The sequence below is a fragment of the Streptomyces sp. NPDC059371 genome, assembly GCF_042751995.1.
Lineage (GTDB): Bacteria > Actinomycetota > Actinomycetes > Streptomycetales > Streptomycetaceae > Streptomyces.
The window spans coordinates 63,847-78,620 of record NZ_JBHYXD010000017.1 but is presented as its reverse complement, the minus strand read 5'-3'; the positions used below and the strand labels follow the sequence as shown (position 1 = coordinate 78,620).

Sequence of the window (14,774 nt, the reverse complement as noted above, 5' to 3'; positions counted from 1 at the left end):
ACCGAGGAAGGAGCGGAAGTGGGCTACTCAGTGGGCCAGGTCGCCGGATTCGCCGGAGTCACGGTGCGCACGCTGCACCACTACGACGAGATCCGTCTGCTCGCGCCGGGCGAACGCAGTCACGCGGGCCACCGGCGCTACAGCGACGCCGATCTCGACCGGCTGCAGCAGATCCTGTTCTACCGGGAGCTCGGCTTCCCGCTCGACGAGGTCGCCGCCCTGCTCGACGACCCGGAAGCGGACCCGCGCGCGCATCTGCGCCGCCAGCACGAACTGCTGACCGCCCGGATCGAGAAGCTGCAGAAGATGGCCGCGGCCGTGGAGCACGCCATGGAGGCACGCACGATGGGCATCAATCTCACGCCCGAGGAGAAGTTCGAGGTCTTCGGCGACAAGGATCCCGAGGAGCACGCGGAGGAGGCCGAACGCCGCTGGGGCGGCACGGAGACGTACGCCGAGTCGCAGCGCCGCGCCGCCCGCTACACCAAGGACGACTGGAAGCGCATGCAGGCCGAGGTCGCCTCCTGGGGCGAGCGGTACGACGCCCTGATGGCGGACGGGGAGCGGCCGGACGACGCACGGGCCATGGACATGGCCGAGGATCACCGGCAGCACATCACCAAGTGGTTCTACACCTGCACGTACGAGATCCACCGGGGACTCGGTGAGATGTACGTCGCGGACGAACGGTTCAAGGCGTTCTACGACTCCATGCGGCCGGGGCTGGCCGAACACCTGAGGGACGCGATCATCGCGAACGCCGCCCGGCACCCCGGGGAAGCCTGATCGGTAAGGGGCGTCCGCCACTGCGGGCGCCCCTTACCGACGTGTGCTCTTACCGACACACGCCCTTACCGACGCGTGCCCCCTGCCGATGCCGGGCGTCGCGGGCCGTGCCTACTCCTTCACCAGGACCACGGCCGTGCCGTAGGCGCAGACCTCCGTGCCCACGTCCGCCGCCTCGGAGACGTCGAAGCGGAACATGAGTACGCCGTTGGCGCCACGCGTGCGTGCCTGTTCGACGAGCCGCTCCATGGCCTGGTTACGGGTTTCCACCAGTGTCTTGGTTAGTCCCTTGAGCTCACCGCCGATCATCGACTTCAGGCCCGCGCCGATCTGGCTGCCCAGATGGCGAGAGCGGACCGTGAGGCCGAAGACCTCGCCGATGACCTGCGAGACGCGGTGGCCGGGAACGTCGTTCGTCGTCACGACCAGGACGTCCGCGTGGGGACTCTGGCCGCCGCCGTATTCATCGATGCCCATGGTCCACAGCTTTGTCCCAGTCGTCGCACAGTGCATCCTGGAGTCACGGGTGGAACCTGGCGTTGACACATTGCGTTGATAGCTTTGGCCGGCCGTACAGGACCGCCGTACCTCCCTTCACCCCTCAGGAGCCCGGACCCGTGATGACGCTTGCCCTCGGTCCCAGCTGGCTGGATCCGAACACGCTCCTCGACAATTTCGGCATCTGGGGCCTGCTGCTGGTGGTCTTCGCCGAGTCCGGCCTGCTCATCGGCTTCTTCCTGCCGGGTGACTCGCTGCTGTTCACCTGCGGTCTGCTGATCGCCACGGACGCCATGGACTTCCCGCTGTGGGCGGCGGTCCCGCTGATCTGCCTCGCCGCGATCCTCGGCGACCAGGCGGGCTACCTCTTCGGCAAGAAGGTCGGCCCCTCGCTGTTCACCCGCCCGAACTCCCGCCTGTTCAAGCAGGAGAACGTGGTGAAGGCCAACGAGTTCTTCGAGAAGTACGGCCCCAAGTCCCTGGTGCTGGCCCGCTTCGTGCCCGTCGTGCGCACGTTCACGCCGATCATCGCGGGCGTCAGCGGCATGCGGTACCGCCCGTTCCTCACCTTCAACATCATCGGCGGCGTCCTGTGGGGCGCGGGCGTGACGCTGCTCGGCTCCTGGCTCGGCAAGATCGAGTTCGTCAACCAGCACATCGAAGTCATCCTGATCCTGATCGTGCTCGTCTCGGTCGTCCCGATCATCATCGAGTTCCTGCGCGCCCGTTCCCAGACCAAGAAGAACCCGTCGCGGCAGGCCGAGGAGCCGCAGGACTTCCAGGAGCCCTTCCCGGCCCCCTCCGAGGCCGCCCGCACCCGCCCCGCCGCGCCCGTCATGGACGACGCGACGAGGCCGCTGCGCGTGCCGCCGGTCCACGAGGGCCAGGACTCGCCGTACGGCGGCCGGAACCACGCCCGTCCGTACGGCAACCAGGGCCAGGACCAGTCGTACGGCCATCAGGGTCAGGGCCCGTCCCACGGAAACCAGGGCCAGGGTCAGCCGTACGGGAACCCGGGCCAGGACCAGTCGTACGGAAACCAGGACCAGTCGTACGGAAACCAGGGCCAGTCGTACGGGAACCAGGGCCAGGACCAGTCGTACGGAAACCAGGGCCAGGGCTACGGCCGCCAGGGTGACCCGTACCCGGCTCAGCAGCAGTACCAGCAGCCCCAGCACCCGCAGCCGTCCCAGCACCAGCCCCGGCAGCCCCAGCAGCAGTACCAGCAGCCCCAGCCCCAGCCCCAGCAGCCCCAACCGCCGTACGGCTCGGACCAGGGCTACGGCTACGACCAGCAGCAGTACGACCAGGGCTACCAGCAGGGCTACGACCAGGGTCAGGCCGACCCGCAGCAGCACCCCCAGGGCCACCCCCGCCCTCAGTACGACGCCGACCAGTACCCGTACGGCCAGGGCCCCGCGCAGAACTGAGGCACCCGCCCGGTGCGCCCCGGACCGGGCCTCCCCGGACCGGGCCGCCGGGACCTGTCCTCAGAACCCGCGTGTCCGCTTGGCGGCCCGCCGCCCGCCGGCGGAGCCGCCCGGCAGACGCAGGAACAGCCGCGAGATCTCCGAACCCAGGTTCACTCCGATCGCGATGGCCATGGCGAGGGCCGCGGCCTTGGTGAGCGACACCAGTCCCTTGTCGACGTTGTTCTGCGCGATCGACAGCAGTCCGAAGTAGGTCGCCGAACCGGGCAGCAGGGGCCCGATCGCGGCCGTCGTGTAGGGCAGCGCGGAAGCGAACCGGTAGCGCGAGAGCAACTGCCCGAAGAGGCCCACCAGGCCCGCCGCGACGGCCGTGGAGGCCACCGGCGATATCCCGCCCGCGTAGTGCATCGCCCCGTACACCGACCAGGCCACACCCCCGTTGAGGGTCACCGCCAGGACGGTGGAACGTTCCTGCTGGAGCAGGACCGCGAAGGTGAGCGACAGCAGCATCGACGCGGCGATCTGGAGCAGCGGCCGCTCCGAGATGCTCAGCGCCGCGTCCGGGTTGAGCTGCGCGCCCAGCTTCACGCCGAAATAGAGCACCACCAGGACGCCGACGACGATGCCCACGAAGAAGTACATGACTTCGAGCAGCCGCGCGGACGCGGTGATGTAGAAGCCGGTCAGTCCGTCCTGCACCCCGGCGACGAGTGCCCGCCCCGGCAGCAGGGCGAAGAGCCCACCGGTGATCACGGCGGACGCCTTCACATCGACGTGCGCCACCGTCAGCGCCACCCCTATCGCGGCGGGCGGCATCGCGGCGGCCGTGAACTGGTAGAACTCCGGCAGCCCGCGTCCCGCGAACAGCCAGGCCAGCCGGTCGCCGAGCATCGCGCCGAGCGCTGCGGCGACGAACACGATCGCGTCACCGCCGACGAGCACCGAGGCCGCGCCGGCCAGCAGCCCTCCGGAGGCCGTCAGCACCCAGCCGGGGTAGGGGTGCCGGTTGCGCCGCATCTCCGCGAGCCGCCTGTAGGCCTCCTCCAGCGGGATCGCGGTCTCCGGGTCGCTGAGGTCGTCGACGAGCCGGTAGACGGCCGCGAGGCGCGTGTAGTCGGTGCCCCGGCGGCGTACGGTCCGTGACGCGGTCACCGGGTCGTCCACCAGGGACGGCTGGTGTGAGACCGACAGCAGGGTGAAGGTGACGGTGGGTTCGCAGCGGTCGAGGCCGTAGGAGCGGCACACGGCGAACATCGCCGTCTCCACGTCCTCGGCGCCCTCGCCGCCCGCGAGGAGCAGTTCGCCGATGCGCAGGGTCAGGTCGAGGACGCGCGGGACGGCGGGCCCCGGCTCGTCCTCCTTGTGCACGGGCTCGGGCGCGGGCCGTTCGGTCACCGGCATGCGCAGCATCGTGCGCATGCGGTCCTGCCACGGCGCGTCCTTGGTCAGGCTGACCACGGGGACGCCGGTCGCGGGCGTGAAGGCGGGAGGCGCGTGCCGGGCGCTGTAGGTGCGCGGCGTGCTGAACGCCGAGCCCTCCTGTTCGGGTCCGGCGGGCTGCGGTGCGTCGAGGCCCTGGGGGAGCGCGAACTCCGATGTCGTCGAGGATTCGTCGTCGGCCGCCGCCGGTCCCGGCGGTGCGACACCCGTGGGCGGGCTGAAAGCACTCCTCGCCTCGTCCGAGTGCGGCTTGCGGTCTTCCGCTTCCGGGTCCGCCACCAACTCCAGCCTCGCCTTTCCCGTCTGTGTGGTTGTCCTTCTTGCCTTCCGTATGCCTCAGTATGCGTACGGACACACGAACGGGCCGCGTCACCCCTGGGGGTCACGCGGCCCGATCGGAAGAGTGGGGAGGTCGGCGACCGCCCGCAGGAGGGTCAGTGACCGCCCTGGTCCTTGAGGCGCTTGTAGGACCGCTCGATCTCGGCCTCGGCGTCCGCGCGGCCGACCCAGTCGGCGCCCTCGACGGACTTGCCCGGCTCCAGGTCCTTGTAGACCTCGAAGAAGTGCTGGATCTCCAGGCGGTCGAACTCCGACACGTGGTGGATGTCCCGCAGGTGCTCCACGCGCGGGTCGTGCGCCGGGACGCACAGCAGCTTGTCGTCGCCGCCGGCCTCGTCCGTCATACGGAACATGCCGATCGCGCGGCACTGGATAAGGCAGCCCGGGAAGGTCGGCTCGTCCAGGATGACCAGGGCGTCCAGCGGGTCGCCGTCCTCGCCGAGGGTGTTCTCGACGAAGCCGTAGTCGGCCGGGTAGCTGGTCGAGGTGAAGAGTCGACGGTCCAGACGGATCCGACCGGTCTCGTGGTCCACCTCGTACTTGTTCCGTGAACCCTTCGGAATCTCGATCGTGACGTCGAACTCCACCGGTGGCTCCTCCATGATCAGCACATAGTTCTGGTGATTAAGTGTCCCTCACGCAGGTGGGTGATCGCGAAAGGGGCTGGTGGTCGTGCCAGAGCTGAGGGCTTGGCGGGCCGCGAGACCGCATGTGGTGCGGGTCGCGCGGATGGTGAGACCGCATGTGATGCGGGTCACTCGAGCCGTGCGGCCGCGTGCCGGACGAATGACGACACCGCAGCTCACAGCCGTTGCCGCGACCGCCGGCCTGGCACTCGCGGCCGGGGCCGTGACCGTGGCCGGCCCCTGGGACTCCACCGGTCAGCGTACGGCCGAGCGTGACTGGGCCGCATCGCGGGCGCCGGAGGGTGGCACACATCACGCACGTACGTCCGGTACGCACCGAACGTCCCCCCGGCCCGCTCCCAGCGCCGCCTCCGTCCTCGCCGGGCTCGGCGGCGAGGCGGGCACCGGGCCCGCGCCCACCGGAAAGGCGCTCGCGGACGTCCTCGACCCGCTGCTGGCCAACCCCGTTCTCGGTTCGGTGCGTACCGCCGTCGTGATCGACGTGGCGGCCGGCAAGCGGCTCTACGGCAAGGGCGCCGAGCAGGTCCAGACGCCGGCCTCCACCACGAAGATCGCGACCGCCGTCGCCGCCCTCACGGCGCTGGGGCCCGACCACCGCATCGAGACGCGTACGGTCCTGGAGCCCGACACCAAGGAGGTCGTGCTCGTCGGCGGCGGCGACCCCACGCTGACCGCCCGCAAGCCCGCGGACGGCTGGGCCGACCTGGGCACCCTCGCCGAGAAGACGGCCACCGCCCTGAAGGCCCGTCACATGGACCACGTGACGCTCTCCTACGACACCTCGCTGTACTCCGGCCCCGCCCTTCACCCCATCGGAGTCAACGACAACATCGCGACGGTCACCCCGCTGATGGCCGACGAGGGCCGCCTGGACCGCTCGACCAGCGGGACTGCCGGGCGCGCCCCGGACCCGGCCGCGGACGCCGCGCGGAAGTTCGCCGACCTGCTGCACGACCACGGCATCACCGCCACCGCGCCCGGTCCCTCGAAGGCGACGAGCCGCTCCCAGGCCCTCGCCTCCGTCTCCTCGCCGCCGCTGTCCGCCCTGGTCGAGCGGATGCTGACCAACAGTGACAACGACATCGCCGAGGCCCTGGCCCGCCAGGTCGCCCTCGCGTCCGGCGAGGAAGCGAGCTTCGACGGCGACGCGAAGGCGATCCGTGCCCAGCTCAAGAAGCTCGGACTCCCGCTGACCGGAGCGCAGTTCGCGGACGGCAGCGGCCTGAACCGCGCCGACCGGCTCTCCGCCGACCTGCTCGCCGCCCTGCTGGCCAAGGCCGGCGACCCGGCCCACCCCGAACTCCGTCCGGTCCTCACCGGCCTGCCCGTCGCCGGCTTCACCGGCACCCTCAGCACCCGGTACACCGACGCCCCCACCGCCACCGGGGTCGTCCGCGCCAAGACGGGCACACTTACCGGGGTCAACACCCTCGCCGGCACCGTCGTCGACAAGGACGGCCGCCTGCTGGCCTTCGCCTTCCTGAGCTCCGACGCCGCCCATCCCCCGAACCCCCTGGAGGCCCGGGCCGCGTTGGACCACGCGGCGACGGCACTGGTGGCGTGCGGCTGCCGGTAGCACCGACCGTCCGTGCCGGGACCCGGCCGACCCGACCGAGCGGACCGAGCGGACCGAGCGGACCGAGCGGACCGACGGGACCGACCGGACCGGGACCCGGCCCCCTTCCGGTCCTCGGAGGCCGGGAAAGCGACCCCTCCCGGCCCTTGTGAACCAGAAGCACCACCGACCCCTCGGCCGGGACACGGACGGTGTCGGACCCTCACCGCAGCCGGACCCGCTCACGTACGGTTGACGCATGACGAGCATCGGTGGTGCTGCATCTACTGGGATGGTCGACTGGAATCTCGCGGTGGCGACCGCGACACGGCTTGTACGGCCTGGTCCGGAGGTGAGCCGCGACGAGGCCAGGGCCATCGTCGCCGAGCTGCGCCGGCACGCGAAAGCCTCGGAGGAACACGTCAGGGGCTTCACTCGCATGGGTGACGACGTCCTTCACGACACCCCCGTCCTCGTCGTCGACCGCCCCGGCTGGGTCCGGGCGAACGTCGCCGGGTTCCGGGAGATCCTCAAGCCCCTGCTGGACAAGATGCAGGAGCGGCGCGGGAGCAGCCCGGGCGGAGCCGTCCTCGGCGCCGTCGGCGGCAAGGTCACCGGCGTCGAACTGGGCATGCTGCTGTCCTTCCTGTCGTCGAGGGTCCTCGGGCAGTACGAGACGTTCGCGCCCGCGACCCGGGACCTGCCCGCGGGGGCGCCCTCCGCCTCAGGCAAGGGCGGCGGAAGGCTTCTGCTGGTCGCCCCGAACATCGTGCACGTGGAGCGCGAACTCGACGTCCAGCCCCACGACTTCCGCCTGTGGGTGTGCCTCCACGAGGAGACGCACCGCACCCAGTTCTCGGCCGTGCCCTGGCTGCGCGACCACCTGGAGGGCGAAATCCAGTCGTTCTTGGCGGAGACCGAGGTCGACCCCATGACCGTCCTGGAGCGCATCAGGGAGGCCGCCCAGTCGCTCGCCGGCTCCCGCCCCGACACCGAGGAGGACGACGGGGGACGTTCCCTCGTGGAAATCGTGCAGACACCCGCCCAGCGCGAGATCCTCGGCCGGCTCACCGCCGTGATGTCCCTCCTGGAGGGACACGCCGACTTCGTGATGGACGGAGTCGGACCCGCCGTGGTCCCCTCGGTCGCCGAGATCCGCGAGAAGTTCCAGCAGCGCCGCGCCAAGGGCGCCTCCCGTCTCGACATGGCCCTGCGCAAACTGCTGGGCCTGGACGCCAAGCTCAGGCAGTACAGGGACGGCGAGCGGTTCGTGCGGGCCGTCGTCGAGGAGGTCGGCATGGACGGCTTCAACCGTGTGTGGACCTCTCCGAACACGCTCCCGACCAAGGCGGAGATCGCCAAACCGGCGGACTGGGTCGCGCGGGTGCACCGCAAGGCGGAGTCGTGAACCCTACGGGACGGTCGTGAAACGAATCCGGCCGATGGCAGGCAAACGCTCCTGCTATCACCCGTCCGAGGGACCGTGGAGCATGGGTAGGCGTGCAATGCTCGGGGAACGCCCCGGTTCTGTCACCATCTACACACTCTGAGTGACAGATCCCCGGGCTAACCCCCCGAAAACTTCATGAAGGGAACCGGACATGGGTCCCCATCCTGCGGTCGCGGCGATACGCCTGGCGGTCCGCCGCGTACTCCACGACATCCTGACCGAGCAACCGCCCGCCCACGACACCCGGCGCACGCCCGCACGCGGTGCCGCGCGCCCCTGCGCGCCCGACGCGGAACGCGTCCCCGCCCCCGGGACGCGCCGCAGCGTCGCCGCGCCCGCGCGCGCCGCGCACGACCAGGTCCACGCGAGCTCCCGGCCCCGGCCGGGCGAGGGCGGCCCCCCGGCGCCGCTCGTGCTCGTCGCCTGCTCCGGCGGCGCCGACTCCATGGCGCTCGCCTCCGCCCTCGCCTTCGAAGCCCCCAAACTCGGCTTCCGCGCCGGTGGCATCACCGTCGACCACGGTCTGCAGCCCGGCTCCGAGCTGCGCGCCGACGAGGTCGTGGTGCGCCTCACCGAGCTCGGGCTCTCCCCGGCCGAGTCGATCGCCGTCACCGTCGGCCGCGACGGAGGCCCCGAGGCCGCCGCACGCGACGCCCGGTACGCCGCCCTGGACTCCGCCGCCGAGCGCCACGGCGCCACCGCGATCCTCCTCGGCCACACCCGTGACGACCAGGCCGAGACGGTCCTGCTCGGCCTCGCCCGCGGCTCCGGCATCCGCTCCCTCTCCGGAATGGCCGCGGTCTCGGGGGCCGACGGCCGCTACCGCCGTCCCTTCCTGCACCTGGACCGGCAGACCGCCCGCAAGGCGTGCATGGTCCAGTCGCTGCCCGTCTGGGACGACCCGCACAACGCCGATCCGGCCTACACCCGCTCCCGGCTCCGCCACGAGGGTCTGCCCGCCCTCGAGAAGGCCCTCGGCAAAGGGGTCGTCGAGGCTCTCGCCCGTACGGCCCAGCTCTCCCGGGACGACGCCGACGCGCTCGACGCGTGGGCCAGTCAGGCGGAGGCGTCCGTACGGGACGCGGCCGGCCTCCTGGAGTGCGCCAAGCTCTACGCCCTGCCGCCCGCCGTACGCCGCCGGATCCTGCGCCGCGCGGCCATCGAGGCGGGCGCTCCGGCCGGTTCGCTGTTCGCCCGGCACATCGAGGAGATCGACCGGCTGATCACCGGATGGCGCGGTCAGGGGGCCATCAATCTCCCGGGCAAAGTCGTCGCCCAGCGCCAGGGTGGCAGACTGGTGATTCGGCAAGGCTGAAACCGGACCCCGCACCGGGGCCGCTCGCGCGGCTCTCCGGGACCCCTCGACTCGGGGCGCGGGCGGTCCGAACGGCCGCGCGGGCGTGCCGAAGGGGACCGTCGCCGGTTACATGGCGCCCTGTAGGTGACGAGCCCAAAAAAGTGGGACGGACGACCGAAAGTGATGCGGGTGGACGCGAAAGACATGGGCACCGACCTCAAGTCGGTGCTCATCACCAAGGAAGAGATCGACGCGAAGCTGGTTGAGCTGGCCGCGAAGATCGACGCGGAGTACGCGGGCAAGGACCTGCTGATCGTCGGAGTGCTCAAGGGTGCCGTGATGGTCATGGCGGACCTCGCGCGTGCGCTGTCCACCCCCGTCACCATGGACTGGATGGCCGTGTCGTCGTACGGCGCCGGCACCCAGTCCTCCGGCGTGGTGCGGATCCTCAAGGACCTGGACACCGACATCAAGGGCAAGCACGTCCTGATCGTCGAGGACATCATCGACTCCGGGCTGACCCTGTCGTGGCTGATTTCCAACCTCGGCTCGCGCGAGCCCGCCTCGCTCAAGGTGTGCACGCTGCTGCGCAAGCCGGACGCGGCCAAGGTCGCGATCGACGTCGAGTGGGTCGGCTTCGACATCCCGAACGAGTTCGTCATCGGCTACGGCCTGGACTACGCCGAGAAGTACCGCAACCTCCCGTTCGTCGGTACGCTCGCGCCTCACGTCTACGGCGGCTGAGCGTCCTCTTCCTGAGGGCGGCTCAGTCCTTGTAGGACGATCGGGAACCCCAGCGGGTTTCCCGCCGTTGGAGCATGCGTGGACGGGATTGCCAGCAGTCCCCTGCGGCTTCGGGTGACAATGCTGGGGTACCGTCCGAAGAACAGTCTTTATCAAACTCACTATGGCAGGAGGGACGGGGCGACTCCGCTCCGTATGGATGGACGTGAAGCGATACTTCCGTGGGCCGGTCATGTGGATCGTGCTGGCCGTCCTTGCCGTGGTCGTGTTGATGCAGGTCGTCGGTTCGTCCGGCGGCTACAAGACGGTGGACACAGGCCAGGTCGTCCAGGCGATCAATGACAACAAGGTCGAGTCAGCCAAGATCACCACTGGCGACGAGCAGGTCATCAAGGTCTCGCTGAAGGACGGCGAGAAGGTTGACGGCAGCTCGAAGATCCAGGCGAGCTACATCGGCGACCAGGGCGTGGCCCTGGCCAACACCCTGCAGGACAAGTACCAGAACAAGCAGATCCCCGACGGCTACACGGTCTCGCCGACCAAGCAGAACGCTTTCGTCGGGATCCTGCTCTCCCTGCTCCCCTTCGTCCTCATCGTCGTCGTCTTCCTGTTCCTGATGAACCAGATGCAGGGCGGCGGCTCCCGGGTCATGAACTTCGGGAAGTCCAAGGCGAAGCTCATCACCAAGGACACCCCGAAGACGACGTTCTCGGACGTCGCGGGCTCGGACGAGGCCGTCGAGGAGCTCCAGGAGATCAAGGAGTTCCTCCAGGAGCCGGCGAAGTTCCAGGCCGTCGGCGCGAAGATCCCCAAGGGCGTCCTGCTCTACGGGCCTCCCGGTACGGGCAAGACGCTCCTCGCACGCGCCGTCGCGGGCGAAGCGGGCGTTCCCTTCTACTCGATCTCGGGTTCCGACTTCGTCGAGATGTTCGTCGGTGTCGGTGCCTCCCGAGTCCGTGACCTGTTCGAGCAGGCCAAGGCGAACGCTCCGGCGATCGTCTTCGTCGACGAGATCGACGCGGTCGGCCGCCATCGCGGCGCCGGCCTCGGCGGCGGTCACGACGAGCGCGAGCAGACGCTGAACCAGCTCCTCGTCGAGATGGACGGCTTCGACGTGAAGGGCGGCGTCATCCTGATCGCCGCCACGAACCGGCCCGACATCCTCGACCCGGCTCTCCTGCGCCCCGGCCGCTTCGACCGCCAGATCGCGGTCGACCGCCCGGACATGCAGGGCCGTCTGGAGATCCTCAAGGTTCACCAGAAGGGCAAGCCGGTCGCTCCGGACGTCGACCTGTCGGCGGTGTCCCGTCGGACCCCCGGCTTCACCGGTGCCGACCTGGCGAACGTGCTGAACGAAGCTGCGCTGCTCACCGCGCGCAGCAACCAGAAGCTGATCGACAACAGCATGCTGGACGAGGCGATCGACCGCGTGGTCGCGGGCCCGCAGAAGCGGACCCGGATCATGTCGGACAAGGAGAAGAAGATCACCGCGTACCACGAGGGCGGACACGCCCTGGTCGCGGCGGCTTCTCCGAACTCCGACCCGGTCCACAAGATCACGATCCTGTCGCGCGGCCGTGCCCTCGGCTACACGATGGTCCTGCCGGACGAGGACCGGTACTCCACCACGCGCAACGAGATGCTGGACCAGCTCGCGTACATGCTGGGTGGCCGCGCGGCGGAGGAGCTCGTCTTCCACGACCCGACCACCGGTGCCGCGAACGACATCGAGAAGGCCACGGCCACCGCTCGCTCGATGGTCACGCAGTACGGCATGACCGAGCGTCTCGGCGCGATCAAGTTCGGCGGCGACAACACCGAGCCCTTCCTGGGCCGGGAGATGTCGCACCCGCGCGACTACTCGGAAGAGGTTGCCGCGCTCGTCGACGAAGAGGTCAAGAAGCTCATCGAGAACGCGCACAACGAGGCCTGGGAAATCCTGGTCGAGAACCGTGACGTGCTCGATCAGCTCGTGCTCCAGCTGCTGGAGAAGGAGACGCTGAGCAAGGAGCAGATCGCCGAGGTCTTCGCTCCGATCGTGAAGCGCCCGGCCCGCCCCGCGTGGACCGGCTCCTCCCGTCGTACCCCGTCCACCCGCCCGCCGGTGCTCTCCCCCAAGGAGCTGTCACTGACGAACGGGGCGAACGGCTCGACGGCGGCCATCGCCACCGCGACGGAGTCCGTCCCGGTCACGGAGACGGCCCCGGAGGACCGCACCGAAAGCTGAGCCCGCTCGGCTCCGGGCGGCCTCCACAGGCCCGGAATGGATGCCGCGCCCCCCAGGTTCTAGCCTGGGGGGCGCGGCATTTTCGTGTGCCCGCACCTTTTGGACGCGTCGAGGCACGCGCAGGCTCCACAGGAACGAGGACCACATGACCGACCCCGTGACGCTGGACGGCGAGGGCGAGATCGGCGAGTTCGACGAGAAGCGCGCCGAGAACGCCGTACGAGAGCTCCTGATCGCGGTCGGCGAGGACCCGGACCGAGAGGGTCTGCGGGAGACGCCGGCGCGGGTCGCGCGGGCGTACAAGGAGATATTCGCGGGCCTGATCCAGCGACCCGAGGACGTGCTGACGACGACGTTCGACCTGGGCCACGACGAGATGGTCCTGGTGAAGGACATCGAGGTGTTCAGCACGTGTGAACATCACCTTGTCCCGTTCAGGGGGGTCGCGCACGTCGGCTACATCCCGTCCACGAGCGGCAAGATCACCGGCCTGTCGAAGCTGGCCCGTCTCGTCGACGTCTACGCCCGGCGCCCCCAGGTCCAGGAGCGGCTGACGACGCAGATCGCCGACTCCCTGATGGAGATCCTGGAGCCGCGCGGTGTGATCGTGGTCGTCGAGTGCGAGCACATGTGCATGTCCATGCGGGGCATCCGCAAGCCCGGCGCGAAGACCATCACCTCGGCGGTGCGCGGACAGCTCCGGGACGCCGCGACCCGCAACGAGGCGATGAGCCTCATCATGGCCCGCTAGAACCTGCGGCCCGGTGCCGGGCCGCGTCGCCGTGGCTACGCCACCGGGGCCGCGCCGCCACCGTGGTGTTCGTTGTCGTCCTCCGGGAGCTTGCAGACGCGCTCCAGGAAGAAGGCGGCCGCTATCACGCCGATTCCGGCGAGCACGGAGAAGCCGGCGTAGATGGCCTGGTCACGGCGGGCGGGGACCTCCAGGGATTCCAGGAGGAACACGCCGGTGCCGCCGTACATGCCCGCCACCAGGGCGGCCACCAGAGCGCTCGCCTGGCCGAAGACGACCGCGCGGGCGGCCATCAGCGGATCGACGCCCTTGGCGCCGGGGCGGCGCTCGCGCTGGGCCTTGAGGCGAGCGCGCAGCGACAGGGCCGTCGCGAGGAGGACGATCGCGATCAGGGCGAGGACGATGGGGGCGGCCAGTGGCACCCGGGGCAGTGTGCCCACGGCGTTCCACAGGCGGGCGCCCGCCCAGGACAGCACTCCGGCGACCACGAACACGGCAGCCAGTGTCCTGATCCGCAGCTCTTTCACGTTGCCCCTTCGATAGCCGCCTGCGGCCGGGGCCCGTGTCGGGCCGGCCAGTGGTCGTCTTGACCTTAACGACTACTCGGGCAGCCGGAGTTCCAGGTCGGCGCGGGCCGCGACACCGTCCCGGGTGAGGGCGTCGAGGAGCCCGGCGACGGCGCCGTGGCCGGGGAGCTTCGCCTCGGGATCCACGTCGTGCCAGGGGGCGAGGACGAAGGCCCGCTCGTGCGCGCGCGGGTGAGGGAGGGTCAGGACCGGGTCGTCGGAGACGACATCGGCGTACGCCACGATGTCCACGTCGATCGTGCGCGGGCCCCAGCGTTCGTCCCGCACGCGGTGGAAGGCCTCCTCGACCGCGTGGGCCCGCTCCAGGAGCGAGGACGGCGGGAGGGTGGTCCTGAGCACCACGACCGCGTTGAAGTACGAGGGCTGGCTGCCCGGTTCGACGCCCCACGGCTCCGTCTCGTAGACGGGGGAGACCGCTTTGACGCGGACGCCCGGGGTGTCCTCCAGGGCGTCGACGGCGCCCTGGAGGTTCTCCAGGCGGTTGCCCAGGTTCGAGCCGAGGGAGATCACCGCGCGCTTGGGGTTGCTCAGCGTCGTGTCGGCGGCGTCGACTCGCTCGACCACGGAGGCGGGCACCGGCTGGACGGTCGGGTCGCTCTGACCCTCGGTGAAGGACGCGGTCATACTCGGCTCCGGATGATGGTGACGGTCACGTCGTCGAAGGGGACCGTGATGGGCGCGTCCGGTTTGTGGACGCAGACCTCGACCTCCTGGACGCCTTCGTGCTTGAGACACGTCTGGGCGATGCGCGCGGCGAGTGTCTCGATGAGGTCGACCGGCTCGCCCTCGACGACGGCGACGACCTCCTCCGCCACGATGCCGTAGTGCACGGTCTTCGTCAGGTCGTCGTCGGCCGCGGCCGGGCGGGTGTCCAGGCCAAGCGTCAGGTCCACGATGAAGGTCTGGCCCTCCTCGCGTTCCTTCTCGAAGACGCCGTGGTGCCCGCGGGCCTTGAGGCCGCGCAGCGCGACACGATCCACGCGAATCACTCCTGCAATTGTCGGTTTGGGCCGTCGTACGCCG

The 14,774-nt window shown here is 70.1% G+C and carries 14 protein-coding genes; 8 read left to right on the top strand and 6 right to left on the bottom strand.

What is annotated here, in order from left to right:
- Positions 1–18: 18 nt before the first annotated feature.
- Complete coding sequence (locus ACFXGX_RS12970) at positions 19–786, top strand: MerR family transcriptional regulator (RefSeq protein WP_384789003.1); 768 nt, start codon at positions 19–21, stop codon at positions 784–786.
- A gap of 111 nt (positions 787–897) precedes the next feature.
- On the opposite strand, the gene ACFXGX_RS12965 is transcribed toward ACFXGX_RS12970, so the two are convergent.
- Positions 898–1,263 (bottom strand): YbjQ family protein, encoded by a 366-nt coding sequence (locus ACFXGX_RS12965; RefSeq protein WP_384789000.1) that lies wholly within the window; start codon positions 1,261–1,263, stop codon positions 898–900.
- A 140-nt stretch (positions 1,264–1,403) separates the two neighbouring features.
- Here ACFXGX_RS12965 and ACFXGX_RS12960 point away from each other — a divergent pair, with 140 nt between their 5' ends.
- Positions 1,404–2,714 (top strand): DedA family protein, encoded by a 1,311-nt coding sequence (locus ACFXGX_RS12960; RefSeq protein WP_384788997.1) that lies wholly within the window; start codon positions 1,404–1,406, stop codon positions 2,712–2,714.
- Between the two features lie 60 nt (positions 2,715–2,774).
- Here the strand turns inward: ACFXGX_RS12960 and ACFXGX_RS12955 are convergent, their stop codons facing one another.
- Together ACFXGX_RS12955 and ACFXGX_RS12950 are read right to left on the bottom strand one after the other, a co-directional pair.
- Positions 2,775–4,433, bottom strand: a complete 1,659-nt coding sequence (locus ACFXGX_RS12955; RefSeq protein ID WP_384788994.1) for a threonine/serine exporter ThrE family protein — start codon at positions 4,431–4,433, stop codon at positions 2,775–2,777.
- A 155-nt stretch (positions 4,434–4,588) separates the two neighbouring features.
- A complete protein-coding gene (locus ACFXGX_RS12950) occupies positions 4,589–5,080 on the bottom strand; it encodes an inorganic diphosphatase (RefSeq protein WP_328449784.1) in 492 nt (163 codons plus the stop codon).
- 79 nt (positions 5,081–5,159) lie between these two features.
- On the opposite strand from ACFXGX_RS12950, the gene dacB reads away from it, so the two are divergent.
- The 6 genes from dacB (at position 5,160) to folE (ending at position 13,164) form a co-directional block, all read left to right on the top strand.
- A complete protein-coding gene (gene dacB / locus ACFXGX_RS12945; protein ID WP_384788990.1) occupies positions 5,160–6,716 on the top strand; it encodes a D-alanyl-D-alanine carboxypeptidase/D-alanyl-D-alanine-endopeptidase in 1,557 nt (518 codons plus the stop codon).
- Between the two features lie 238 nt (positions 6,717–6,954).
- Positions 6,955–8,103, top strand: a complete 1,149-nt coding sequence (locus ACFXGX_RS12940; RefSeq protein WP_384788987.1) for a zinc-dependent metalloprotease — start codon at positions 6,955–6,957, stop codon at positions 8,101–8,103.
- Between the two features lie 193 nt (positions 8,104–8,296).
- A complete protein-coding gene (gene tilS / locus ACFXGX_RS12935; protein WP_384788984.1) occupies positions 8,297–9,460 on the top strand; it encodes a tRNA lysidine(34) synthetase TilS in 1,164 nt (387 codons plus the stop codon).
- A gap of 165 nt (positions 9,461–9,625) precedes the next feature.
- Positions 9,626–10,186, top strand: coding sequence for a hypoxanthine phosphoribosyltransferase (hpt, locus tag ACFXGX_RS12930; RefSeq protein ID WP_261704688.1), 561 nt, complete (start codon positions 9,626–9,628; stop codon positions 10,184–10,186).
- Positions 10,187–10,385: 199 nt separating this feature from the next.
- On the top strand, positions 10,386–12,413 hold the full coding sequence (gene ftsH / locus ACFXGX_RS12925) for an ATP-dependent zinc metalloprotease FtsH (RefSeq protein WP_384788980.1): 2,028 nt from the start codon (positions 10,386–10,388) through the stop codon (positions 12,411–12,413).
- A gap of 145 nt (positions 12,414–12,558) precedes the next feature.
- Entirely contained in the window at positions 12,559–13,164 is a 606-nt protein-coding gene (gene folE / locus ACFXGX_RS12920) for a GTP cyclohydrolase I FolE (protein WP_384788976.1), read from the top strand.
- 35 nt (positions 13,165–13,199) lie between these two features.
- Here the strand turns inward: folE and ACFXGX_RS12915 are convergent, their stop codons facing one another.
- The 3 genes from ACFXGX_RS12915 to folB form a co-directional block, all read right to left on the bottom strand.
- Positions 13,200–13,691 carry a DUF3180 domain-containing protein gene (locus tag ACFXGX_RS12915; RefSeq protein ID WP_384788973.1) on the bottom strand — a complete coding sequence of 164 codons (492 nt, stop codon included), beginning with the start codon at positions 13,689–13,691 and terminating at the stop codon, positions 13,200–13,202.
- Positions 13,692–13,763: 72 nt separating this feature from the next.
- Entirely contained in the window at positions 13,764–14,375 is a 612-nt protein-coding gene (folK, locus tag ACFXGX_RS12910; protein ID WP_384788970.1) for a 2-amino-4-hydroxy-6-hydroxymethyldihydropteridine diphosphokinase, read from the bottom strand.
- Positions 14,372–14,731: a dihydroneopterin aldolase gene (folB, locus tag ACFXGX_RS12905; protein WP_384788967.1), complete on the bottom strand. Its 360-nt coding sequence runs from the start codon at positions 14,729–14,731 to the stop codon at positions 14,372–14,374. Before folB ends, folK begins: the two co-directional genes overlap by 4 nt.
- Positions 14,732–14,774: the final 43 nt, after the last annotated feature.

Coding starts and splice junctions, on each gene's coding strand:
- ACFXGX_RS12965 (WP_384789000.1), bottom strand. CDS start 1,263: ATGGGCATCGATGAATACGGCGGCGGCCAGAGTCCCCACGCGGACGTC.
- ACFXGX_RS12940 (WP_384788987.1), top strand. CDS start 6,955: ATGACGAGCATCGGTGGTGCTGCATCTACTGGGATGGTCGACTGGAAT.
- tilS (WP_384788984.1), top strand. CDS start 8,297: ATGGGTCCCCATCCTGCGGTCGCGGCGATACGCCTGGCGGTCCGCCGC.
- hpt (WP_261704688.1), top strand. CDS start 9,626: ATGCGGGTGGACGCGAAAGACATGGGCACCGACCTCAAGTCGGTGCTC.
- ftsH (WP_384788980.1), top strand. CDS start 10,386: ATGGACGTGAAGCGATACTTCCGTGGGCCGGTCATGTGGATCGTGCTG.
- folE (WP_384788976.1), top strand. CDS start 12,559: ATGACCGACCCCGTGACGCTGGACGGCGAGGGCGAGATCGGCGAGTTC.
- folK (WP_384788970.1), bottom strand. CDS start 14,375: ATGACCGCGTCCTTCACCGAGGGTCAGAGCGACCCGACCGTCCAGCCG.